The sequence below is a fragment of the Pseudodesulfovibrio indicus genome (assembly GCF_001563225.1).
Lineage (GTDB): Bacteria > Desulfobacterota > Desulfovibrionia > Desulfovibrionales > Desulfovibrionaceae > Pseudodesulfovibrio > Pseudodesulfovibrio indicus.
Map to the genome: position 1 here is coordinate 91,936 of NZ_CP014206.1, position 20,338 is coordinate 112,273.

Here is a 20,338-nt window from a genome sequence, read left to right on the forward strand (position 1 = left end):
GAGATCGACATGGTATGCAAACGTAGAGGAATGCGGACAATGCTGGCGGGCCTGCTCGCGCTGGGCCTGTTACTGACCCCCGCCCTGGCTGCGGCCTACGGCGGCGGTGGCGGCGGAGGAGGAGCCTTTGAAAGCGATACCTCCAAACCGCAGATGGACCCCTGGACCAGGGCCGAGGTGGCCGAGATATTCAAGGACCTCTCCCCGGCGGAGCACAACACCATGGTCGAGGCCTTTTCCGGGTCCACCATCTCCAAACGGGACCTGCTGACCGTGCGCCAGGTATTTCTCGAACAGTATTCCAATGAGGCGCAAAGCGAGGCCGAGATGCTGGACGCCTGCGTCAAGACGCTGGAGATTCTGGACAAGATGGGTGAGATCTCCCAGGAAGGGCTGTCCTTCGTGCCCGGCGTGGGCTGGGTCACTTCGGTCACCCTGGGCGCGGCGCGCGGCGGGGCCAACGCCTACCGCGACGGCCTGAGCGGGGCCGACATCGCCAAGGGCATCGTCATCGGCGGCGGGGCCTCGGCCCTGGCAGGCCAGATGTCCGCCATCGACGCGAATAAGGCGTTCAACACCGCCAAGGCGGGCATCAACCTGGCGCGCAACGCCGTGAGCCAGCAGGTCAAGACCCGCGCCGTGGGCGTCGTCACCCGCGCCATGGGGCGGTACGGCATCGGCAAGGCCATGGATTACGGCACGGAAAAGGGACTGAGCAAGGCCATGGAGAAATTGGCGGACTACGTCAGCGCGCCGAACATGGCCCAGCAGCCGAGCTTCACCCCGGACCCGGCCTACGACCCCATGTCGTCGGCCCCGGCGTCGCCCATCGCTGGCGGCACCCCGCAGCTCTAGCCCCCGGCCCCGAACCGATACCAGCAACAGAAGGCGATACTACCCATGCGCAAATACAACCTTTCCCTGCTTCCGCTCCTGTGCGGGCTGATCCTGGCGGGCTGCGTCGCGTCCACCACGACCCTGACCCCGCCGCCGCCCAAGGTGGTCCCGACGCCCCAGGTGGTGCCCCCGGCGCCCGCACAGAAACTCGACGACATCAAGCTGGTCTCCGCCGCCCTCATCGAACGGCTGCGCGGCGGCCGCATCAGCGTGGACAACGTCACCCTCGACCCCAACGGCCAGCACGCCGTGGGCGAGCTCGAATTCAACTACGACGGGTTCGACGTCAAGAACGTGGGCGTGACCGGCTACATCACCGCCGAGCTCGCGCCGGGCAAGATCCAGGCCATGCTCGAAGGCGTGATCCTGTTCAAGGACATCATCAACCGCCGCACCGGCGTCTACTTCTGCACTCAGTACATCGTCACCCAGGGACACATCAACATCACCAAGTCCGTGGTGGCGGGCATTCCGCCGGACTTCCCCAGGGTCGAGACCTTCTTCATCCCCGAGGACAAGTTCAAGGCCGCGGCCTCCTCCCTGCTCAACTACACGGACTACTACCTGTTCGCCATCGAGAACGCCGAGCCCATGAGCTACGGCGAGGGCGAGAGCAAGACCGGCCTGACCGGCAACTACTACATCATGACCTTCTGCAAGGACCGCATCTACGAGGAGGCGTCCCTGAACATGAAGGTCACGGAAAAGCCGTTCGGCGCGGGCAAGACCCTGGCGGACGCCATCTCCATCAACGACTCCGGCTGGCGCATCCTGATCGCGGGCGGCAAGTTCGCCCCCGGCTCCTCGCGCTACAAGTTCTACGTGGGCGTCAACTACAAGCAGGACGCGGGCGGCTATCTGCCCGAGGTCGTGGTCGGCGAGTTCCACAACACCAAGCGCGAGTACAACCCGCAGGCCGCAGCCGCCCAGGCCGCGCCCGCAGCGACGCAGACCGCACCCGCCACCCAGGCCCCGGCCCCGGCCCAGTCCGGCGAAGGCCCCCTGGCGCTCGGCCAGCAGTACCTGAACCCGGTCTTCCCCGCGGACGTGGAGATCATCCAGATCCGCCTCAAGGACCTCGGCCTGTACACCGGCAAGATCGACCGCGACTTCGGTCCACTGACCCGCAAGGCGCTCGACGCCTTCAACCAGCAGCACGGGCTGCCCAAGGGCCAGTGGAGCATGGGCGTCCAGAAGGCGCTGTTCCAGGGCACCGGGCAATAATCCGGCTCCCGAAGGAGAAAGAACGTGAACAGACACCAAGCATCCCGGAAGACGCATAGCGGCGCGCTGCTGCTCCTCACCTTCTGCGCCTGCCTGCTGCTGCCCGCCTCGGCCCTGGCCTACGGCGGTGGCGGCGGTGGCGGGGGAGGCGGCGGTGGCGGCGGCTCCATCGGCAACTCCACCGGCGGTGGCGGCGGTCCCGATTATCAGAATGTCCCCGGCGGGTTCGACAACTATCCCGGCGAGGTCGGTCCCGAGGGCGTGCCCCTGGAACCGCCCAACGGGCACTGGGGCGGTTACTACTCCCCGGACGGCAAACCCACGAACCAGCCCACCCCCAACGACTCGCCCTGGAACTCCCCCGGCGCGCAGTTCGTGGCCGACATGGTCAAGGACCAGCTCAAGGACAAGGTGCTCGACATGGTCCTGGCCTCCAATCCCCAGCTGCTGGCCACGATCAAGATCGTGGAGGGGGCGCACGGCGTGTATACCTTCACCAAGGAGACCAAGGCCAAGCTGGACAAGGCCAAGAAGGACTACCAGAAGGCCCTGATGGGCAACATGGGGTCCAACCTCCAGATGCCCGGCCCGGAAATCCCGGAGCTGAACTCCTACCAACCCGGCGGCGGCCCCGCCCCGTTGCACGACAACAACTTCCTGCAATAAGGATCACGACATGCGCACACCCATTCTCACGCTCCTTCTGTCGCTGACCCTGCTCCTGGCCTCGGCCGCGCCCGCTGCGGCCGCCGAAAACCAGTGGCCCCAGGACGCGCGCGACGTGGCCTTCGCCATAGCCAGCCGCGCCACGGGCCAGCCCGGCCTGGCCAATATCGGTTTCGCCCCCGGAGCCGAGAACGGCATCGAGGGCGTGGCCAACAACTTCTACTCCGCCTTCCAGGCGGGCAGAATCGCCCTGGTGACCTACACCAACTTCGGCACCGGCTCCGTGTACGACGCGGAAGTGGCCGGGGTCATCAACCTGGCCGACCCCAACGGCCGCATCGTGGCCCTCCAGTTCGGGGCCAAGTACTCGGTCAACGGGACCCGCATCACCATCAACCAGGTGGCCACGGCCACGGCCTCCCCGCCCACGGTGTTCGTGGAGGTCTACATGGTCCCCATGGACACCTTCATGAACGTCCCCTACGACGTGGTCAACGACTGGGGGGCCCTCTACAAGGTGGCCAGGGAGAACGCCTACCTTCCGCCCAAGGAGGAGGCCCCCAAGGGCGCGTACATGGTCCTGACCTTCGTCAAGAACCGCATCGCGCCCGACTCCCAGTTCGAGGCCATCGTCAACACCCGCAAGACCGCCCGCACCGAGCGGGACAACACGGCCAAGGAGAAGGAGCGGATCATGGACTACCAGGGCTGGCGCGTGCACATGTTCGCCGCCCGGTTCTCACCCACCAGCATCCGCGACCACTTCTACATCAACTACTACTACACCCCGGGCATGGGCGTGCCCGCCTCGGAACGCGAACGGGTCCAGGTGGCCCGCTGGGACTCCAAGCCCTCGGGCGACCGCCAGGCCGCCGCTCCCAAGCCCGCCCCCATGGTGGTCGAGGAAGCGCCCGCGCCGACCTTCAACGCACCGCCTCCGCCGGCCCCGGCCTATGCGCCGCAGCCCGCTCCCAAGCCCGCACCGGCCCCGGCCTACGCGCCGCAACCGGCCCCGCAGCCCGCTCCCCAGGCCGCCCCGGAGCCGCACCCGGTGTACAACTACGCGGAACCGACCGCGCAGCCACCGGCTTCACCTCCTGCTCCGGCAGCCGCCGGTCCCGGTCCCCTGGAACGCGGCCTGGCGTTCCTCAACCCGGTGTTCCCCGACGACGTGGAGCTGATCCAGAACCGGCTCAAGGAGTTGGGCATTTACAAGGGTACCATCGACAAGACCTTCGGCCCCATGACCAAGCGGTCCCTGGACCACTTCGCCGTGCAGCACGGATTCCCCAAGGGCCAGTGGTCCCTGGGCCTCCAGAAGGCGCTGTTCCAGGGCACCGGCCTCTAGCCCGGAACCCGAACGAAAACCAAGGGCGGCCCTCGAGGGGCCGCCCTTTTCTTGTCCTCCGGCGGGAGGGATGCCGTCGGACCGGCGGGGCCTATTCGCCCATCTGAAGGAGCTTTCGCAGGTTGCGCGAGTGGGTGAAGTCCTCCCGGTTCAGGAGGTGCTGCAGAAACGCCTGGGCCGCCGTGCCCAGCCTGCGCCCCGCGCTGACAAAGGCGTTGAAGTCCATGGTGAAGTCGAACCCCGGCACGTTGAGGATGGCCAGCCTGCCGTCCTCCACCTCCCGCTTCACCGCCGAATAGGGCAGGGCCGTAAGATACCCCTCCACCTGGGCGAACCGCTTGGCCGTGGCCACTCGCTGGACCACCACGCCCGGCTCTTGCAGCGGCGTGTTCTTGAACAGCTCGCGCACGTAGAGGCGCGTCTGGGTCCCCTTCTCGCGCCACACGAAATCGTACTCCAGCATGTCCTCCGGGGTGACCACCTTCTTGCGGCTGATGGCGCTGTCCGTCCGGGCCACGATCTCCAACCGCTCGCGGTGGACCAGGGTGCGGATGAGCTGCCGCGTCTCCACGCCCGCCGCGCCGCCGAAGCCGATGTCCGCCTCGCCGCTGCCGACCAGTTGCTTGACCGCGTGGGTGTTGCCCGACAGCTGCTCGATGGTCACGCCCGGAAACTGCTTGCGGAAGGCCGCGATGGCCGGGGGCAGGATATAGGTGGCGATGCTCGCCGAGGCCGCGATGGAGATCCGCCCCCGCTTGAGCTCCACGATCTCGTCGAACAGGGACTCCACCTCGGCGTGCAGGGCGAACAGCTCCCGCGCCTTGGCCCGCAGGATCTCCCCGTTGGCGGTCAGCACGATGCGCCTTCCCCTGCGTTCGAACAGCTCCACCCCATAGAGATGCTCCAACCCCTGCACGTGGCGGCTGACCGCGGGCTGGGTGATGAACAGTTCGCTGGCGGCCTTGGTGAAGCTGCCGGTCTCGCACACGGCCATAAACACTTTCAGTGACGTTTCATTCATAACTTCAAGTCATAATAATTATGTTTAGATATTATTTGTTTTTATCATAAAGCCCGTCGTATTGAAAGTCCATTGTTGAACAACCAACCGCATCCCGAAACCTTTACTGGAGAAAACAATGGCTAAAGAGATCGAACGCAAGTTCCTGCTGGTCGGCGACGACTGGCGCGAACTGGCAAAGGGCACCCACTACCGCCAGGGCTACCTGAACAGCGCCAAGGAGCGCACCGTCCGCGTGCGGACCATCGACGACAAGGGGTTCCTGACCATCAAGGGCATCACCACGGGCGCGACCCGCGTGGAATACGAATACGAGATCCCCCACGCCGAGTGCACCGAGATGCTCGACGACCTGGCCGAGAAGCCGATCATCGAGAAGGCCCGCTACAAGATCGAATTCGGCGGGTTCATCTGGGAAGTGGACGAGTTCTTCGGCGTGAACAAGGGCCTCGTGGTCGCCGAGATCGAGCTTCCGAGCGAGGACCAGTCCTTCGAGAAGCCCTCCTGGGTCGGAGAGGAAGTCACCGGAGACCCCCGCTACTTCAACTCCAACCTCGTCGCCAATCCCTACACCACCTGGTAACCGCCATAACCCGGAGAACAGCATGACTGACGTGTATACCGCCAACACGGCCACCACGGCCGAAGAGGCATCCAAGATCGTCCCCCGCGCGGAATTCCGCGTGTTCGGCCAAGGCATCCTCGATATTGTGAAGAAATCCATGTGGAAGGCGCAGGCCAAGCTCTTCAAGGTCCGCGAGAGCAGCGAGATCTACTTCCTGTCCGCCTTCACCAACGAGGCCAACGTCAAGGTCCGTGACGGCCTGCTCGACATCAAGACGAAAGTGGGCGAAACCGAGAACGGCTATGAGATTTTCCAGCCTCGCGGCAAGTTCCAGTTCCCTGTGGGAAAGGCGGAAGTCGCGACCATTCTCGAAAACATGAAGGCCGAGGTGGAGCTGGTCAAGGACGAGTACACCCTCGAAGACTTCATCGCCATCGTGGAAGCGCATCCCGGCCTGGCCGCGGTGTCCGTGTACAAGAAGCGGTTCGGCTTCTCCGTGGACAAGATCATCTGCGAATACGGCGTCATCGAATTCAACGGTGCGGTCCTGGAGACCGCCTGCTGCGAAAGCGAAGACTATGAAGGCATGTCCAAGGCCATCGAAGCACTGGAAATCGGTTCGTTCGAGAACAGAAACTACCTCAAAGCCGCAAAGAGCGTCATCGGAATGGTGTAGACGTCAAACTCGTGCTTCCGGGCACGGTGCGAAAGATACCGCCCGGAGCCGGTGAGGGCTCCGGGCGCCGATGATGGATAGGAGAATGACATGACTGCCCCCCTGACAACCACAGTCCCCAAAAGTGCCTCTTTCGACCCTCTGGACATGCGCAACTACACGCTGGAGAAGCTGCCCACGCTTCCCGCCGGGCCGATCATGGAGATGATCAAGAAGGTCGGCGTGCCGTTGGCCGTGCTCTTCTTCTGCGTATTCCACTTCCAATTCTTCGAAATCGAGTCGTTCGCGGTCCAGACCAAGGTGCCCGCCGCGAGCTGCTACACCATGCTCGGAATCTTCGGCGCGTCCCTCATCCTCTGGATATCGGAAGCCATCCCCAACTACCTGACCTCCATCTTCCTTATCCTGGCCGTGGTCTTTTCCGGCATCATGAAGGAAAAGGCCGCCTACGCCTTCTTCGGCCACCCGGTCATGATCCTGAACATCGCCAGCTTCATCCTGGCCAGCATGCTGGTGGCCACCGGCCTGGCCAAGCGGCTGGCCCTGAAGTTCATCCTCAAGGCCGGGCACCACGCCACGCCGGTCTTCTGGACCTTCCTGATCCTCAACCTCGTGCTCGGCGCGTTCATCAACGCCACCGCCGCCAAGGCCGCGCTGCTCATGCCCATCTTCATGGTCATCGGCGCCATCTACGGCGCCACCGGCGGCGACTCGCGCAACAACTTCTCGCGCAACCTGGTCCTCCAGAACCTGCTCGGCATCAACGTGTCGTGCAGCGCCTACATGACCGGCTCCGCCGCCAACCTGGTGGCCGCCAGCATGCTGGCCGGGGCGGGCGCGCAGATATTCTACATGGACTGGTTCCTGGCCCTGGCGCCCCTGGCGCTGATCGTCCTCGCCCTGGGCTGGTTCCTGGGCGTGAAGTTCGTCTTCCCGGTGCGCGGCGAAGACAACCACCCGACCATCGAGGGCGGGCTCGAGCGGCTTCGCGTCGAACTGGAAAAGATGGGGCCGGTGACCCTGAACGAGATCAAGGCCGCCGTCATCTTCCTCCTGGTCCTCGGCTTCTGGGCCACCGACAAGCTGCACGGGCTGAGCGCCACCGCCGTGGCCCTGACCGGCGCGGGCATCTGTCTGCTGCCCTCCTTCTCCGGGCTGCCCAAGCTCGGCGTCATCGACTGGAACAAGACCGACATCCCGTGGCACCTGCTCATGTTCAGCTTCGGCGCCTACGTCCTGGGCGGCGGCATCAAGGCCACGAACATCGTCGGCATCGGCATCAACAACCTGTTCGACGCCATGGGCCTCAACGGCGATCCCAGCAAGCTCCTGATCTTCCTGGTCATCGCCGTCCTGTTCAACTACTCGTCCATCCTCAGCCAGAGCAAGACCGCGCGGACCATGATCTTCTTCCCGATCATCATCGGCATCGCCCAGAACTTCGGGTGGAACGTGCTCGGCTTCGCGCTGCCCATGGCCTTCCTGATCAACCAGGTCTACGTCCTCTACTTCAACAGCAAACCGGCAACCATCTGCTACCTCGCCAACCACTACTCCAGCTTCGAATCCTTCAAGTACGGCATCGTCATGCAAACGGTCGTCCTGCTGTGCCTGATCCCCTGGGTGCAGTACGTCATGCCCCTCATGGGGTTCGACAGCAAGCTCTGGTAGCGCCCCTTTCCGGTGCGGGGAGATACCCCACTCCCCGCGCCGGACCTCCTTGTCACCTCACGGCCCCGCCCCCGGGGCCGTGAACCCGCTTCCCGGCCCCCAACGCCGGGACCGGACGGTCATTGCCGAAAACCAACAACCGCAGAGATCCGCATCATGGGTATCAACATCCTCCGCTCCAGCATCAAGATCGAACGACAGATAGACGAATTCCTCAACGAGATCAGCGAGGCCGGGCTGATCTTCAAGTCCGGCACCGAATCCTACCTGGCGGGCGACGCCGAGGGTTTCCGGGCCAAGCTGGACAACATCACCCTCAGGGAACACCGCGGCGACGAGCTGCGCCGGACCATCGAGACCGCCCTGTATTCCAAGACCCTGATCCCGGAATCGCGCGGGGACGTGCTGGAGCTGCTCGAAAGCATGGATTACCTGCTGGGCGGGTTCAAGGGCGCGCTCTGGCGCATCGAGATCGAATCCCCGGAGGTTCCGGAGCCGTTCCACGCCGCCATCCTCGAACTGAGCGACAACGTGGTCAAGACCGCCGAGGCCATCGTGCTCTCGGCCCGGGCCTTCTTCAAGGACCTGTCCACCACAACCAACCACATGCACAAGGTCTCCTTCTGGGAGACCGAATGCGACAAGATCGTCTCCCGGCTGCAGCGGGACATCTTCCGCGAGCCGTCCCTGCGGCTGAGCCACAAGATGCAGCTGCGCGACTACGTGCGCGGCCTGGACAAGATCGCGGACAAAGCCGAGGACGTGGCCGACAAACTGGCCATCTACGTCATCAAGCGCTCGCTGTAAGGGACGCGGGCCATGACATCCATCTTCTTCTCAAGCGGCCTCTTCCTGGGCTGGTCCCTCGGCGCCAACAACATGTCCAACGTGTTCGGCACCGCCGTGGGCACCCGGATGATCCGATTCCGCACCGCCGCCGTCTGGTGCAGCGTGTTCGTCATTCTCGGCTCCGTGGTCAGCGGGTCCGGGGCCACCCAGACCCTGGGCAAGCTCGGCTCCATCAACGCCCTGGCCGGGGCGTTCATGGTCGCCCTGTCCTCGGCCGTGACCATGTTCGTGATGACCAAGGCGAGCTATCCCGCGTCCACCTCCCAGACCATCGTCGGGTCCATCGTGGGCTGGAACCTGTTCTCCGGGTCGCTCATCGACTACGGCGCGCTGACCAAGATCCTGTCCACCTGGGTCTTCTGCCCCATCCTGGCCGCGCTCTTCTCCATGCTCCTGTACCTCCTCTGCCGCCGGTTCCTCGGCTGGTTCAAGCCGCACATGCTGACCCAGGACCACCTGACCCGCATGGGCCTGCTGCTGGCCGGGATATTCGGGTCCTACGCGCTGGGGGCCAACAACATCTCCACGGTCATGGGCGTGTTCGTGCCCATCTCCGACTTCTCGGAGATCAACCTCTTCGGGCTGTTCACCCTGACCGCCGCGCAGCAGCTCTTCTTCCTCGGCGGCCTGGCCATCGCCGTGGGCGTGTTCACCTATTCCAAAAAGGTCATCATGACCGTGGGCGGCGGCGGGATCATGAAGCTCTCCCCGGTGGCCGCCTTCATCGTGGTGGTCTCCCACTCCCTGGTCCTGACCATTTTCTCGTCCCAGGGGCTGAGCGACGCCTTCGTTTCCGCAGGGCTGCCCGCCATCCCGCTGGTCCCGGTGTCCAGCTCGCAGGCCATCGTGGGCGCGGTCATCGGCATCGGCCTGCTCAAGGGCGGGCGCGCCATCCGCTGGCGCACGGTTGGGGCCATCTGCAGCAGCTGGGCCGTGACCCCGGTGCTGGCCGCCGTCATCTGCTTCGTCTCCCTGTTCTTCCTGCAAAACGTGTTCATGCAGCAGACCTATCGCCCCGAGCGGTACCGGCTGACCGAGGCCGCGGTGCAAACGCTGTCCCGCGACGTGGACGTTTCCTGGCTGGCCCCCCTGGCGGGCCGGACCTTCCCCAATGCGCGGGAGTTCAAGGACCGGCTGGACCAGGCGCACGGCTATGCCGAGGCCGAGGTGCGGCTGATCCTCGACGCCGCCCGGATGGAAGAGGCCCCGCCCTCCGACGAGGGAGCCGACGCGACCGGCCGCACGGACCACGCGTCCGGGCCAGGCTCCGGGCGGGAGGCGATCCAATGACCCTGCACCCCTACTGGACCGCGGCCGTGCTCCTGGTCCTCGTGCTGCTCGCCTCCCTGGCCCTGCCCCCCCTTGCCGGGGCCGTCCCGCCGCCGGGACCGGTCTCCGCCGGTCCGGTCCTGTCCTGGACCGGACCGGGAGGTTGCCAACCGGCGGCCCCGGGGCTACAGAAACCCTGCCGTATCGAAGGCAACAACAACCGGCGGTAACATCCGCCCCCCGGTGGGAAACAATGCAGCAAATCATCCATCTCGCGCTGATCATGGCGGCCGCCCTGGCGGGCGGGCTGCTCGCCAGCCGACTGAACATCCCCGGCAGCGTCATCATCGGCGCCATGCTCGGCGTCATCGTCCTCAAGCTCTGCCTGGCCCTGCCACTGGCCCTGCCCCGGCAGTGGTCGCTGTTCATCCAGATCGTGGTCGGGGCCACGGTCGGGTCGAGCTTCTCCGTGGACATGCTCGGGCAGCTCAGGCACTACGCCGTCCCCATCCTGACCTCGGCCCTGCTGCTGATCATCCTCGGCAGCGTCATGGCCATCGTCTTCACCAAGTTCTGGGGCATCGACCCGGGCACGGCCTTCATCAGCACCAGCCCCGGCGCAATGACCGCAATGACCGGCATGGCGGGCGGCCTGAACGTGGACATCTTCCTGGTCCTGACCTTCCACATCACCCGCGTCATCCTGGTCATCCTCCTGGCTCCGGCCATCATGCGCCTGAGCCGCATGTTCCTCTGATCGCGCAGCCCTCCCTTTCACCCGCAGGGGCCGGTATGGACATCCATGCCGGCCCTTGCGGGCTTGCGCTTTCTCCATCGGCAACCCGATGGTGACAAGCGGCCCGAAAGCGCTTAGATTCGGCATACGGTGGCGACGACGCGCCAAAAACCAACCCAGCATGAGAACTGAATGACCAAGACGACTCTTCCCAAGGGGCTGCCCGGCTCCAAACTGCGGGCGGCCATTGACCCGGCCACGATCCCCTATGCAACCAGCGACGACATCCCGGCGCGCAACATCTACGCAAAGCTCCAGCCGAGGGCGATCCACGCCCTGTCCCTGGCGCTGAAGATTCGGGGCAACGAGCACAACGTGTACGTGGCAGGCGAGCCGAACATGGGCCGCACCTATTTCGTGAAGTCCTTCCTGGAGCCTGCGGCGGCCAAGGCCGCGCCCCCGGCGGACTGGGTCTACCTCTACAACTTCGAGGACACCGACAAGCCCATCGCCGTGTCCCTGCCCGCGGGCAAGGGGCGCAAGTTCAAAACCGCCCAGTCCAAGGCCATGAACCACATCCGCCAGGACATCCCGGCCCGGTTCGAAAAGGACACCTTCCAGAAAAAGCACGAGCGGCTGGTCAAGAAGTTCAACTCCAAGCGCGAAGAGCTGTTCAACAAGATGGACGACACCGCCGAGAAGGAGAACTTCTCCCTCAGCCTGGACGAGGAGGGCGTGCTGACTTTATCGCCCATCGTGGACGGCGAGGTGGTCTCGGACAAGGACTTCGACAAGCTCAAGCCCGCCCTGCGCAAGAAACTCAAGGCCAAGGGCGAGGAGCTGCTGGCCGGGGTGGGGTCCATCCTGCGCCAGATCAACCAGAACGAGATGGACATGCGCGACTCCGAGTCCGCCCTGCACCGCGAGACGGCCAAGGCCGTGATGGAGGAATGCTTCAGCCCGGTGGCCGAAAAGTTCAAGGACATCGAGGGGCTGCCCGCCTATTTCGAGGCCCTTGTCGGCGAGGTGGTGGACAACGTGGACCAGTTCATGCCGCGCGACAATTCCCTGGCCGGGCTGATGCCCGAAGGCATGCCCACGGGCGAGGACTTCTTCACCCGGTTCGAGGTCAACCTGTTCGTGGACAACGGCAAGACCAAGGGCGCGCCCGTGGTGGTGGAGGACCATCCCACGGCCTTCAACCTGCTCGGCTCCATCGAGCGCGAGGCCGAGATGGGCGCGCTTTACACGGATTTCACGCTGATCAAGGCCGGGTCCCTGCACCAGGCCAACGGCGGGTTCCTGATCCTGAACATCGAGGACCTGCTGTCCAACCCCAGCTCCTGGGAGGGGCTACTGCGCGCGCTCCGCTCCGGCCAGTCGCGCATCGAGGACCCGGTGGACCCGGAGCAGGTCCGCGCCCGGACCATCCAGCCCGAGCCCATCGACCTGGACCTCAAGGTGGTGCTCATCGGCACGGACGAGCACTACGAAATCCTGCTCTACAACGATGACCGGTTCGCCAAGTATTTCAAGCTCAAGGCCCATCTCCAGCACGCCGCCCACCGGACCGCGGCCAACATCCGCAACTACCTGACCATCATCGGCCAGACCGCGCGCGAGGCCGGGGTCCTGCCCCTGACCCGCGAGGCCATGGCCGGGCTCATCGACTTCGCCTCCCGCCTGGTGGAGGACCAGAAGCGGCTGTCGCTGTACATCCCGCTGATCCGCGAACGGATGATCGAGGCCTCGGCCCTGGCGCGCATGGCCGGAAAGACCGCAGTGGACCAGGCCGCCATGCGCGAGGCGGTCCGCGCCAAGGACTACCGCGTGAACCTCTATGAAGAGGAGTTCATGGCGGACTACGACCGGCAGGTGATCAAGGTGGACACCGACGGCCACGGCATCGGCCGGGCCAACGGGCTGTCCGTGACCCTGTTCGGCGACTACGAGTTCGGCTTGCCGCACCAGATTTCCTGCACCGTCGGCGTGGGCCACGGCGGCATCCTGGACCTGGAGCGCGAGGCGCAGCTGGGCGGCCCCATCCACACCAAGGGCATGATGATCATCAAGTCCTACCTGGTGCGGCTGTTCGCCCAGGACAAGCCCATCGTGCTCACCGGATCGCTCTGCTTCGAGCAGTCCTACGCGGGCATCGAGGGCGACTCGGCCTCGGGCGCGGAGCTGGCCTCCCTGCTCTCGGCCCTGTCCGACACCCCCATCAACCTGTCCTACGCCATGACGGGCGCGGTCTCGCAGAGCGGCGCGGTCATGGCCGTGGGCGGCGTCAACCGCAAGATCGAAGGGTTCTTCGAGGTCTGCCGCCGCCGCAAGCTGACCGGTCGCCAGGGCGTGATCCTGCCCGCCGACAACGTGGTCAACCTGATGCTCAAGGACGAGATCGTGGAGGCCGTGGACCAGGGCAAGTTCCACATCTTCCCGGTGACCACCATCGAGGAGGCCATGTTCATCCTCACCGGCCTGCGCTGCGGCACGCGGGGCAAGAACGGCAAGTACCCGCTCGGCACCCTGTACCGCAAGGTGGACCAGCGGCTGGCCGAACTGGCCCGCCTGGCCGTGGACACCAAGTCCTGCAAGTAGAGAGAATCCGCCCCGTTGGGGGGCGGGGGATCAGATTTCGGAGCCGCTCCCGCACGCTCCGGCGAGGGATTCGTCCCGCACCTCCAGGCCCTTGAGCATCTCGGAGAAACCGCCGAGCAGCCGGGCGGTGGTCCCGTCCTCGTACATGGACTTCAGCGAGCACGCCAGGCGCGGCGCCAGTCCGGCGTGCTCGCGGTTCAGCCAATGATAATAATATCCCCGCTGAAGCGGCAGGGAGCATTTGAGCGGAACGGCGGCCTTCTTCGCCGCCATCTCGAGCAGCACCTGCTCCTCCAGTACGGCATCCAGGCGGCCCTCACGGAGCATTCGCATCCCCTGCCCAAGGTCTTTGAGCGCGCAGACCGAAATGTTGTTCCGCCGACAGAACTGCATCGTCCCCACGGAACCGCGATCCACGCCGACCCTAAGAGCCACAAGGTCGCTCGGCCCACGAACATCCAGGTCCTCTCGGGCGTATGCGGCGACCAGGGTGTAGCGGAACAAGGGGAACGGGACCCGAACCAAGCCCGGATACTCGGCGCTCACTGCGGCCGTGCGTACAAGGGAGGCATCGGTGACGCCCTGGGCGGCGCACTCCAACTCGCGCTTGGACGGCAGGCAGACGAAGACCACCGCCATGCCGAGCCGCCGGTACGCTTCGCCCACCACGCTCTTGGCCTCGGCTCCCCCACCCTGCTCCAGCAGGTCGAGCATGCCGACCCGCAGCCGCTCCTGCGCCGAGGCTTCACCCGGCACGAGCAACGCGAGAACGACCAGCAACGTAAACAACTGTTTCATTGTTCAACCGTAGCCTGCGGACTGTCAAAAGTCATCCGAATCTTCCCCGCCCAGCCTCCATGCGTTGACGCGCGCCCGCACCGCCGTTAGGGTCATGCCATCTTTTTCCAGGAGGATCCCATGTACTGGATTGCCTTCGGCGACATCCACGAATCCATCGACCTCATCGACTCCATTCCCGGCCTGGCCGGGGCCGAGGGAGTGATCATAACCGGCGACATCACCAACCGGGGCGGGCGTTCGGCCGCAACGCGCGTCATCGACGCCGTGGCCCGGATCAACCCGCGCATCCTGGCCCAGCCCGGCAACATGGATACCGACGACGTGTCCGAGTTCCTGCGCCGGGAGGACATGGACATCCACCTGCGCGTGCGCGAGCTGGCCCCGGGACTGGGCCTCATGGGCGTGGGGCTGTCCACGCCCACCCCCTTCGGCACGCCCGGCGAAATCTCCGAGGAGACCCTGGTCCGCTGGCTCGAAGCCACCCACGCCAAGGCCGGCCACTTCGACCATCTCGTCTGCGTCATCCACGAGCCGCCCGTCGATACGGCCGTGGACCGCCTGTCCAACGGCCAGCACGTGGGCAGCCCCGGCGTGCGCGCCTTCATCGAGCGCGCCCGGCCCGCCCTGGCCATCACCGGCCACATCCATGAATCCGTGGGCGCGGACAAGGTCGGCGACACCCCGGTCATCAACCCCGGCATGCTCGCGGGCGGCGGCTACGTGCGCATCAAATTCGACGGCCAGGCCGTCACCGCCACCCTGGAGAGCGTCTAGATGAGCAAGGTCGGCTTCCTCTGGGTGGGCAAGCTCAAGGAGCGGTTTTCCCAGGACGGGTGCGCCCATTACTGGAAAAAACTCTCCCGCTTCTTCCAGCTGGAGGAGACCGTCATCAAGGACGCGCCCGGCAAGCTGCCCCCGGCCGACAAGAGCAAGGTCGAGGGCGAACGCATCCTGGCCAAGGTCAAGCCCGGCGACGTGCTCATCATCCTCGACGAGTTCGGCGAGCGCATGACCTCCAAGACCCTCGCGGACCGGCTCCAGACCTGGACCGACGCGCCCAACCAGCGCCCCGTTTTCGTCATCGGCGGCCCCTTCGGGCTGTCCGACGAGGTCAAGAACGCGGCACGCCACTCCATCCGGCTGAGCGACATGACCCTGCCCCACGAACTGGCCCGGCTGCTGCTCCTGGAACAGCTCTACCGCGCCGGGACCATCCACAAGAACATGCCCTACCATCACGAATAACAACGAGGTTCACCATGCTCGACATCGCTTATCTGGAACGCGTGGCCCACTATTTCGAGTCCGGCGACTGCAAATTCGAATTCGAAAACGGCGAGGAGGAACGCCGGTTGCTCATCCTCGACTTCCTCGAACGCCTCATGGAACTGGGCGAAACCGCCGACGAACTGGCCACCAAGCTCATCTTCAAGGATGCCTACGCCACCCTCCTGACCGAGGAAGGCGCTGCGGCGGCTGAAGCAGCTGAGGCCGCCGAGAAGAAAGAGGAGTAGCCTCCGGCGGCTGGGGGAAGGGGAAGAGGGGAACCCTTTGGAAAGGGATTCCCCTCTTCCCCTTCCCCCAGACCCCCATCCCCATCTCCCCTCCCAAACTTTTTGGGTCGCTTCGCGAGGTTTGGAAGTGAGCGAAATGGGTTTCTTTTGAAATGGGGATTTGATGAATTGGGGTTGGAAGCGAAGAACGAAAAGTGTTTTTCATTCCTGTTTCCATTGGAAATCATGCCTTAAAACAAAACGCACCCGGATTATTCCAGGTGCGTTTTACTTTCTCCCGCTCCCCGTCCCCGCCGAAGGCGGCACCAAAAAGTTTGGGAAAAGGAGGGGATGGGGGTCCGGGGGAAGGGGAGGAAATAACCCTTTTCAAAGGGTTTTTCCTCCCCTTCCCCCGGCCGCCGGAGGCATCCGCTGCCCTACTTCGCCATTTTGGCGAGGTCGGCTTCGCGAATTTCCTTGCGTTTGATCTTGCCGGAGATGGTCTTGGGCAGCTCGGACACGTAGTCGATGACGCGCGGGTACTTGTACGGCGCGGTCAGTTCGCGGACGAACGCCTGGAGCTGCTTGGTCAGCTCTTCGGACGGCTCGTAGCCGGGCGCGAGGACCACGGTGGCCTTGACCAGCTGGCCGCGCACCTCGTCGGGCAGGCCGGTGACGGCGGCCTCGATGACCGCGTCGTGGGCCACCAGGGCGGACTCGACCTCGAAGGGCCCGATGCGGTAGCCCGAGGATTTGATCAGGTCGTCGGTGCGGCCCATGAACCAGAGGAAGCCGTCCTCGTCGGCCCAGGCCTTGTCGCCGGTATGGTACCAGCCGTCGCATTTGACGCAGGCGGTCTTGTCCGGTTCGTCCATGTAGGAATCGAACAGGCCGAGCACGGGCTTGTCGATGCGGATGCAGATCTCGCCTTCCTCGCCCTGGGGAACTTCCTTGCCCTCTTCGTCCATGAGCTTGATTTCCCAGCCCGGCACGGGCTTGCCGATGGAGCCGGGCTTGGGTTTCATGAACTTGAAGGTGGCCACCTGGAGGGTGGTCTCTGTCTGGCCGTACCCCTCGTAGATGGGCATGCCGAACGCCTTTTCCCAGGCATGGAAGACCGAGTCGTTGAGCAGTTCGCCCGCCGTGGTGCAGTGGCGCAGGGCCGACAGATCGTACTTGCCCAGGTCCTCGCGCACCAGGAACCGGTAGATGGTCGGCGGGGCGCAGAAGGTGGTGATCTTGTTTTCCGCGACGATGCGCAAAAGCTCCGCAGGCTCGAATTTGCCCCGGAAATCCCAGACGAAGATGACGGCACCGGCCATCCACTGGCCGTAGAACTTGCCCCAGACCGACTTGCCCCAGCCCGTGTCGGACACGGTCAGGTGCAGGTCGCCCTCTTCCAGGTCATGCCACAGCGCCCCGGTGGTGTAGTGGGACGCGGCGTACTTGTGGTTGTGCAGGACCATCTTGGGCAGGCCGGTGGTGCCGGAGGAGAAGAAGATGACCAGCGGGTCGTCGCCGCCCGGGGAAGCCTCGGTGCGCGGGAACTCGGGGGAACCCGAGGCCAGGAGCGGTTCATAGCCGACCCAGCCCTCGCCGGGTTCGCCGTCCACCTGCACGAACAGCTTGAGGCCGGGACAGCCGCCCTTGGCCTCGTTGACGCGCTCCGCGATGGAGTCTTCGCAGATGATGGCCGAGATGCCCGCGTAGTTGACGCGCTCGGTGATGTCCTTCTTGGTCAAAAGCGACGGGGACGGGATGGGAACCGCGCCGAGGCGGTGCAGGGCGAGCATGACCGTCCAGTATTCCATGCGCCGGTAGAGCACGAGCATGACCCGGTCGCCCTTCTTGACGCCCTTCTTGGCCAGGGCGTCGGCCAGGCGGCAGGAGGCCTCCTGAAAAAAGCCGAAGGTGAATTCCCTGCGGTTCCCGGCGTCGTCCACGTGGACCAGGGCGAGCTTGGCCGGGTCCATCTTGTCCAAGACGTCATAGGCAAAGTTGAAATTCGCCGGGCATTCGGGTTTATATCGTTCGCACAGATCTTCGTAGCTGGCGTATTCTTCCTTGGTAAACATGCTGTTTTCTCCGTGATTCAGATCGGTATTCGTGATTTTTCCGCAACAAAATCCATGAACTTCTCCGGGCGGGTCGGGGTGTTTCCCCGGCCGACCCTAAAGAATCACGTCGAGAAAACGTACCGGCTTGCCGTCCAGGCCGCGCAGGGCGTGGGGCGTTTCCGAGTTGAAATAGAGGGAGTCGCCCGGCTCGGCGATGATCGGTTCGCCGCCCAGACGGACTTCGAGCCGCCCTTCGAGCACGTAGATGAACTCCTGGCCCCGGTGCGAGGTCTCGCTCATCTGGTCGCCGGACTTGGGCGGAACCGTGATCAGGAACGGCTCCATTTCGCGCCCGGCGAACTTGTAGCCCAGGGACTTGTAGTCGTAGTCCTTGCGCCGGTCCACGGCGAACCCCTCGTCCTTGCGGACCAGGGAATAGGACTTCAGGTGCGGCTCGCGGCCGGAAATGAGCGTGGTCAGGTCCACTCGGCACAGCCGGGACACGTCCAGCAGATAGCCCACCGGAATCTCCACGGTGCCGGACTCGTAGCCGGTGACCTTCTCCTCGGGCACGCCGAGCAGGTCCGCCATCTCCTTGGGAGTCCAGCCCACGCCTTCACGCACGCCCACCAGGCGGGGCGCGATTTCCTTGTACTGTTCCATCTCCATACCTCCTAATTGGTGGGCCGGGCGCTCTTCCGACAAAGGGAGCCCGGTCGCTCGAAAAACGGTCGCCGTCCCGGCAACGGGCCGGAGGGGGCGCAAAGAGAACCGGGGGAAGCCGCGCTCGGCAGGCTTCCCCCGGCGGTTCACGGTATTTCTAGGCGTCCGGCCAGAGTTCGGCGGCCAGCTCGCGCAGCTTGTACTTCTGGATCTTGCCCGATGCGGTCATGGGGTAGGCGTCCACGAAGGTCACGTATTTCGGAATCTTGTACCGGGCGATCTTGCCCCGGCAGTAGTCGATGACGTCCTCGGGCAGAAGATCCGCGTCCTTCTTCTTGATGATGAAGGCGCCGCATTCCTCGCCGAACTTCTTGGACGGCACGCCCGCCACCTGCACGTCCAGGATGCCCTCCATGGAATAGAGGAACTCCTCGATCTCGCGCGGGTAGATGTTCTCGCCGCCACGGATGATCATGTCCTTGAGGCGGCCGGTGATGGTCAGGTAGCCGTCCTCGTCCATGACGCCGAGGTCGCCGGAGTGCAGCCAGCCCTCGGCGTCGATGGCCTCGCGCGTGGCCTTTTCGTTGTTGTAGTAGCCCTTCATGACGTTGTAGCCCCGGCAGCAGACCTCGCCGATCACGCCCGGGGCGCACTCGACGTTGGTCTCCGGGTCCACCACGCGGACCTCGATCTCGGGCATGGCCCGGCCCACGGTCTCGGTCATGTGCCGGAGCGAGTCGCCGACCACGGTCTGGCTCATCACCGGGCTGGACTCGGTCAGTCCGTAGCAGATGGTGATCTCGCGCATGTTCATCTTGTCGATGACGCGCTTCATGACCTCCACCGGACAGGGGGAGCCGGCCATGATGCCGGTGCGCAGGGACGAGTAGTCGAAGCGCTTGAACAGCGGATGGTCGAGCATGGCGATATACATGGTCGGCACGCCGTACACGGCGGTACACCGCTCCTGGTCGATGGCGGCCATGACGTCCAGGGGCACGAAGTCCTCCAGGATGACCATGGTCACCCCGTGGTTGACCGCGGCCATGACGCCCAGCACGCAGCCGAAGCAGTGGAACAGGGGCACGGTCAGGCAGAGCCTGTCGCCGGGCACGAACTTCTGGTTCGCGCCGATCCAGTACCCGTTGTTGGCTATGTTGTAATGGGTCAGCTGCACGCCCTTGGGAAACCCGGTGGTCCCGGAGGTGTACTGCATGTTGACCACGTCGTGCGGGTCCAGGGAGGCCTGGCGCTCGGCGTACTGCTCGTCCGTGACCATGGCGGCCATGGCCTGCAGCTCGGGAATGGAGTACATGCCCCGGTGCTTCTCGTGGCCCAGGTAGAAGACCCGCTTCAGGTACGGGAACTTTTCCGAGCGCAGCTGGCCGCGCTCCTGGGTCTTCAGCTCCGGCACCTGCTCGTAGGTGGTGGTCAGGTAGTCGTGGTCGCGGTACTGGCCGATGATGAACAGGTTCTCGGTCTCGGAGTGCTTGAGCAGGTACTCCAGCTCGTGGGACCGGTAGTGGGTGTTGACCGTGAGCAGGACCGCGCCGATCTTGGCCGTGGCGAACTGCAGGGCCACCCAGTAGGGCACGTTGTTGGCCCACACGGCCACCTTTTCGCCCTTCTCGATGCCCAGCCCCATCAGCCCCTTTGCGATGGTGTCGGTGAGCTCGTCGAACTCCTTGTAGGTCAGCCGGAAGTCGCGGTCCACATAGACGACGGCCTCGGTGTCGGGATTGTTGACTGCGGTCTCGTGCAGCAGTCGGCCGAGGGTGATTTCTCTCAGTGCGCTCATGGA

The 20,338-nt window shown here is 64.7% G+C and carries 20 protein-coding genes; 15 read left to right on the forward strand and 5 right to left on the reverse strand.

Going from position 1 to position 20,338, the window contains the following annotated elements; translation table 11 throughout:
• The first annotated feature begins 30 nt into the window (after positions 1-30).
• Genes AWY79_RS00510 through AWY79_RS00525 form a run of 4 tightly spaced genes read left to right on the forward strand, consistent with a single transcriptional unit; the run spans position 31 to position 4,135 of the window.
• Positions 31-855 (forward strand): hypothetical protein, encoded by an 825-nt coding sequence (locus tag AWY79_RS00510; protein WP_133987413.1) that lies wholly within the window; start codon positions 31-33, stop codon positions 853-855.
• Between the two features lie 45 nt (positions 856-900).
• Positions 901-2,121 carry a peptidoglycan-binding domain-containing protein gene (locus tag AWY79_RS00515; RefSeq protein WP_066799061.1) on the forward strand — a complete coding sequence of 407 codons (1,221 nt, stop codon included), beginning with the start codon at positions 901-903 and terminating at the stop codon, positions 2,119-2,121.
• Positions 2,122-2,145: 24 nt separating this feature from the next.
• Positions 2,146-2,787: a hypothetical protein gene (locus tag AWY79_RS19540; protein ID WP_066799063.1), complete on the forward strand. Its 642-nt coding sequence runs from the start codon at positions 2,146-2,148 to the stop codon at positions 2,785-2,787.
• Positions 2,788-2,797: 10 nt separating this feature from the next.
• Positions 2,798-4,135, forward strand: coding sequence for a peptidoglycan-binding domain-containing protein (locus tag AWY79_RS00525; protein ID WP_066799065.1), 1,338 nt, complete (start codon positions 2,798-2,800; stop codon positions 4,133-4,135).
• A 91-nt stretch (positions 4,136-4,226) separates the two neighbouring features.
• Here AWY79_RS00525 and AWY79_RS00530 read toward each other — a convergent pair whose 3' ends face one another.
• Positions 4,227-5,135 (reverse strand): LysR family transcriptional regulator, encoded by a 909-nt coding sequence (locus AWY79_RS00530; protein ID WP_158509827.1) that lies wholly within the window; start codon positions 5,133-5,135, stop codon positions 4,227-4,229.
• Between the two features lie 139 nt (positions 5,136-5,274).
• On the opposite strand from AWY79_RS00530, the gene AWY79_RS00535 reads away from it, so the two are divergent.
• From AWY79_RS00535 to AWY79_RS00570, 8 genes are all read left to right on the forward strand, one after another.
• On the forward strand, positions 5,275-5,739 hold the full coding sequence (locus AWY79_RS00535; RefSeq protein ID WP_066799069.1) for a CYTH domain-containing protein: 465 nt from the start codon (positions 5,275-5,277) through the stop codon (positions 5,737-5,739).
• Between the two features lie 22 nt (positions 5,740-5,761).
• Entirely contained in the window at positions 5,762-6,397 is a 636-nt protein-coding gene (locus AWY79_RS00540; RefSeq protein ID WP_066799071.1) for a hypothetical protein, read from the forward strand.
• Between the two features lie 147 nt (positions 6,398-6,544).
• Positions 6,545-8,068, forward strand: a complete 1,524-nt coding sequence (locus AWY79_RS00545; protein WP_233490965.1) for an SLC13 family permease — start codon at positions 6,545-6,547, stop codon at positions 8,066-8,068.
• A 156-nt stretch (positions 8,069-8,224) separates the two neighbouring features.
• Complete coding sequence (locus AWY79_RS00550; RefSeq protein ID WP_066799075.1) at positions 8,225-8,875, forward strand: DUF47 domain-containing protein; 651 nt, start codon at positions 8,225-8,227, stop codon at positions 8,873-8,875.
• Positions 8,876-8,887: 12 nt separating this feature from the next.
• Entirely contained in the window at positions 8,888-10,207 is a 1,320-nt protein-coding gene (locus AWY79_RS00555) for an inorganic phosphate transporter (RefSeq protein WP_066799077.1), read from the forward strand.
• Positions 10,204-10,416: a hypothetical protein gene (locus AWY79_RS00560; protein ID WP_066799079.1), complete on the forward strand. Its 213-nt coding sequence runs from the start codon at positions 10,204-10,206 to the stop codon at positions 10,414-10,416. The genes AWY79_RS00555 and AWY79_RS00560 overlap by 4 nt, the downstream gene beginning before the upstream one ends.
• Positions 10,350-10,943 (forward strand): AbrB family transcriptional regulator, encoded by a 594-nt coding sequence (locus tag AWY79_RS00565; protein WP_257721331.1) that lies wholly within the window; start codon positions 10,350-10,352, stop codon positions 10,941-10,943. Before AWY79_RS00560 ends, AWY79_RS00565 begins: the two co-directional genes overlap by 67 nt.
• A gap of 171 nt (positions 10,944-11,114) precedes the next feature.
• Positions 11,115-13,523, forward strand: a complete 2,409-nt coding sequence (locus AWY79_RS00570) for a Lon protease family protein (protein WP_066799082.1) — start codon at positions 11,115-11,117, stop codon at positions 13,521-13,523.
• Positions 13,524-13,553: 30 nt separating this feature from the next.
• Here AWY79_RS00570 and AWY79_RS00575 read toward each other — a convergent pair whose 3' ends face one another.
• A complete protein-coding gene (locus AWY79_RS00575; RefSeq protein WP_066799085.1) occupies positions 13,554-14,321 on the reverse strand; it encodes a substrate-binding periplasmic protein in 768 nt (255 codons plus the stop codon).
• A 120-nt stretch (positions 14,322-14,441) separates the two neighbouring features.
• Here AWY79_RS00575 and AWY79_RS00580 point away from each other — a divergent pair, with 120 nt between their 5' ends.
• Genes AWY79_RS00580 through AWY79_RS00590 form a run of 3 tightly spaced genes read left to right on the forward strand, consistent with a single transcriptional unit; the run spans position 14,442 to position 15,838 of the window.
• On the forward strand, positions 14,442-15,098 hold the full coding sequence (locus tag AWY79_RS00580; RefSeq protein WP_066799087.1) for a metallophosphoesterase family protein: 657 nt from the start codon (positions 14,442-14,444) through the stop codon (positions 15,096-15,098).
• Positions 15,099-15,569 (forward strand): 23S rRNA (pseudouridine(1915)-N(3))-methyltransferase RlmH, encoded by a 471-nt coding sequence (locus tag AWY79_RS00585; protein ID WP_066799089.1) that lies wholly within the window; start codon positions 15,099-15,101, stop codon positions 15,567-15,569.
• Positions 15,570-15,583: 14 nt separating this feature from the next.
• The gene (locus AWY79_RS00590) at positions 15,584-15,838 is read left to right on the forward strand and encodes a hypothetical protein (protein WP_066799091.1); all 255 of its coding nucleotides are present in this window, start codon (positions 15,584-15,586) and stop codon (positions 15,836-15,838) included.
• A gap of 416 nt (positions 15,839-16,254) precedes the next feature.
• Here the strand turns inward: AWY79_RS00590 and AWY79_RS00595 are convergent, their stop codons facing one another.
• The 3 genes from AWY79_RS00595 to AWY79_RS00605 form a co-directional block, all read right to left on the reverse strand.
• On the reverse strand, positions 16,255-17,892 hold the full coding sequence (locus AWY79_RS00595; protein ID WP_066799093.1) for an AMP-binding protein: 1,638 nt from the start codon (positions 17,890-17,892) through the stop codon (positions 16,255-16,257).
• 96 nt (positions 17,893-17,988) lie between these two features.
• Positions 17,989-18,537 (reverse strand): helix-turn-helix domain-containing protein, encoded by a 549-nt coding sequence (locus AWY79_RS00600; protein WP_066806877.1) that lies wholly within the window; start codon positions 18,535-18,537, stop codon positions 17,989-17,991.
• Positions 18,538-18,694: 157 nt separating this feature from the next.
• Positions 18,695-20,335 (reverse strand): AMP-binding protein, encoded by a 1,641-nt coding sequence (locus tag AWY79_RS00605; RefSeq protein ID WP_066799094.1) that lies wholly within the window; start codon positions 20,333-20,335, stop codon positions 18,695-18,697.
• Positions 20,336-20,338: the final 3 nt, after the last annotated feature.

What these genes read in the sequence shown, in the direction of transcription:
- AWY79_RS00510 (WP_133987413.1), top strand. Translation starts at nt 31, where the DNA reads ATGCGGACAATGCTGGCGGGCCTGCTCGCGCTGGGCCTGTTACTGACC.
- AWY79_RS00515 (WP_066799061.1), top strand. Translation starts at nt 901, where the DNA reads ATGCGCAAATACAACCTTTCCCTGCTTCCGCTCCTGTGCGGGCTGATC.
- AWY79_RS00525 (WP_066799065.1), top strand. Translation starts at nt 2,798, where the DNA reads ATGCGCACACCCATTCTCACGCTCCTTCTGTCGCTGACCCTGCTCCTG.
- AWY79_RS00535 (WP_066799069.1), top strand. Translation starts at nt 5,275, where the DNA reads ATGGCTAAAGAGATCGAACGCAAGTTCCTGCTGGTCGGCGACGACTGG.
- AWY79_RS00540 (WP_066799071.1), top strand. Translation starts at nt 5,762, where the DNA reads ATGACTGACGTGTATACCGCCAACACGGCCACCACGGCCGAAGAGGCA.
- AWY79_RS00545 (WP_233490965.1), top strand. Translation starts at nt 6,545, where the DNA reads ATGCGCAACTACACGCTGGAGAAGCTGCCCACGCTTCCCGCCGGGCCG.
- AWY79_RS00550 (WP_066799075.1), top strand. Translation starts at nt 8,225, where the DNA reads ATGGGTATCAACATCCTCCGCTCCAGCATCAAGATCGAACGACAGATA.
- AWY79_RS00555 (WP_066799077.1), top strand. Translation starts at nt 8,888, where the DNA reads ATGACATCCATCTTCTTCTCAAGCGGCCTCTTCCTGGGCTGGTCCCTC.
- AWY79_RS00560 (WP_066799079.1), top strand. Translation starts at nt 10,204, where the DNA reads ATGACCCTGCACCCCTACTGGACCGCGGCCGTGCTCCTGGTCCTCGTG.
- AWY79_RS00570 (WP_066799082.1), top strand. Translation starts at nt 11,115, where the DNA reads ATGACCAAGACGACTCTTCCCAAGGGGCTGCCCGGCTCCAAACTGCGG.
- AWY79_RS00575 (WP_066799085.1), bottom strand. Translation starts at nt 14,321, where the DNA reads ATGAAACAGTTGTTTACGTTGCTGGTCGTTCTCGCGTTGCTCGTGCCG.
- AWY79_RS00580 (WP_066799087.1), top strand. Translation starts at nt 14,442, where the DNA reads ATGTACTGGATTGCCTTCGGCGACATCCACGAATCCATCGACCTCATC.
- AWY79_RS00585 (WP_066799089.1), top strand. Translation starts at nt 15,099, where the DNA reads ATGAGCAAGGTCGGCTTCCTCTGGGTGGGCAAGCTCAAGGAGCGGTTT.
- AWY79_RS00590 (WP_066799091.1), top strand. Translation starts at nt 15,584, where the DNA reads ATGCTCGACATCGCTTATCTGGAACGCGTGGCCCACTATTTCGAGTCC.
- AWY79_RS00595 (WP_066799093.1), bottom strand. Translation starts at nt 17,892, where the DNA reads ATGTTTACCAAGGAAGAATACGCCAGCTACGAAGATCTGTGCGAACGA.
- AWY79_RS00600 (WP_066806877.1), bottom strand. Translation starts at nt 18,537, where the DNA reads ATGGAACAGTACAAGGAAATCGCGCCCCGCCTGGTGGGCGTGCGTGAA.
- AWY79_RS00605 (WP_066799094.1), bottom strand. Translation starts at nt 20,335, where the DNA reads ATGAGCGCACTGAGAGAAATCACCCTCGGCCGACTGCTGCACGAGACC.